Annotated in this window: 1 protein-coding gene; it reads left to right on the top strand. The window is 61.2% G+C overall.

Going from position 1 to position 273, the window contains the following annotated elements:
* Positions 1-88: 88 nt before the first annotated feature.
* On the top strand, positions 89-273 hold a 185-nt coding region (locus SB749_RS19450), incomplete at its 3' end, for a GAF domain-containing protein (protein WP_410711752.1).

Genomic DNA, 273 nt, shown 5'->3' with positions numbered 1-273 from the left:
ACGGAGCGAGACACCACGATCATGGGCCTTTTGCAATTTCACCATCCTGCAGGACGACGCCTTCGTTGTTGAAGACGCTCGCCTCGACTTGCGCTTCGCCTCCAACCCTCTGGTAACGGGCGAGCCTGGCATACGGTTTTACGCCGGCGCAAACATTCGCGATAGTCAAGGCTACGCGCTCGGCTCGCTTTGCGTCATCGACAGTGCGCCGCGCAGACTTGTGCCTTCTGCGCGGGACGCCCTGACCACGCTTGCTCGCCTTGCATCCGATCG

Source organism: Brevibacterium sp. SIMBA_078, assembly GCF_046534565.1.
GTDB lineage: Bacteria > Actinomycetota > Actinomycetes > Actinomycetales > Brevibacteriaceae > Brevibacterium.
The sequence above is the reverse complement of the archived record's forward strand: the minus strand, read 5'-3'. Positions and strand labels throughout refer to the sequence as shown.